This window comes from Nitrospirota bacterium (genome assembly GCA_015233895.1).
Classification (GTDB): Bacteria; Nitrospirota; Thermodesulfovibrionia; order Thermodesulfovibrionales; family Magnetobacteriaceae; genus Magnetomonas.
Map to the genome: position 1 here is coordinate 516 of JADFXG010000062.1, position 1,202 is coordinate 1,717.

At 41.0% G+C, this 1,202-nt stretch carries 1 protein-coding gene; it reads left to right on the forward strand.

Features of this window, described 5'->3' with window-relative positions; all coding sequences use genetic code 11:
* Positions 1-353 precede the first annotated feature (353 nt).
* Positions 354-887, forward strand: a complete 534-nt coding sequence (locus tag HQK88_17170; protein ID MBF0618529.1) for a hypothetical protein — start codon at positions 354-356, stop codon at positions 885-887.
* Positions 888-1,202: the final 315 nt, after the last annotated feature.

Here is a 1,202-nt window from a genome sequence, read left to right on the forward strand (position 1 = left end):
ACTATTTGTCTGTTTTATTTATACAGGTTCTTAGGACGTTTGGCTTCGGTAGCTTTCGAGTACTCCGAGATTTTCGGAAGAATCCTCAAGCTCGATAGTTTTAAACTGGGTGCTCCGCACAGGTTTCCACGCGCCTACGCTCCGTTCGCCTGAAGGGAGCGGCTCACTACTCTACGGCGCGGCCGAAAGTCTTCTCTTGATGTCCGCATACGTCCCACCCTTTCTGTCATTCCTGCGAAAGCAGGAATCCATGCTTTGCAAACATGCCAGGCGGTCTATGTTATTCTATAAGCATGAAAAAAGCCCTTGTTGAAGCAAGGGCTCATAACCTCTTCTAAGAAGAGGTATCTTTTATGTCGAGGTGTTTTATTATGTCAAAGAATCCCCACAAAGATCAAACTCCATCTGAGTCAAACAAGAAATTAAGTCTCATTAAGGGTAATGACAACGGTGGTAATTTTGAAGATGGGTATGCTTATATTCCAACTGTTGTATTTGATGCGATTAGTAACAGTACTGGTCTTAGCGAAGCTGAATCACTAATAATATATGCTCTTGTGAGGGCAAATTATGGCCGCCCAAGCATAATTGCCAAATATCTTACTCTGAAAGACATGACGCATATCGATGGTATCACGATATTTCGTAATATTAGATCGCTAATCGAAAAAAACATTATCATCAGAATAGGTATAGGTTCTACCTGTCACTTTAAAATCAACGAAGATATAAGTATGTGGCAATGTTGGCCCGCACTTTTTCAAGAGTTCAAGTTTTCAGGGATAACTCTTGCTGAATTTGCCAGGGTAACAGAACTAAGCAAATCTCATCTGAAAGAAGGCTTTAAGCCGTTCCTGGATGCTCAGGAAGACAAATTAAGGGAGTAGCTCCGACAACAACGCTAAGATATATATCTCGATGGCCACCGTCGTCACCACCTATTGTCCACCCTTTCTGTCATTCCTGCGAAAGCAGGAATCCATAGCACCTTAAAAAAAGTAAGGAAATATTTCAATATGTAACCAATATGTAACGGGCCATATGGTATATTGTTTGAATGGTATATTGCTTGCACACACACACACACACACACAAAGTTTTATATATAGTATTTTTGCTTCCTGGCTTCAAAGCGAGGGATTTTAATTGAGGTGATTCTTATTCACCAAATTTTCTGACCAAACGGCCAGGTGCGATAAATG

Excerpts from the sequence above, each read along its gene's own strand:
- HQK88_17170 (MBF0618529.1), top strand. The coding sequence starts at position 354 with ATGTCGAGGTGTTTTATTATGTCAAAGAATCCCCACAAAGATCAAACT.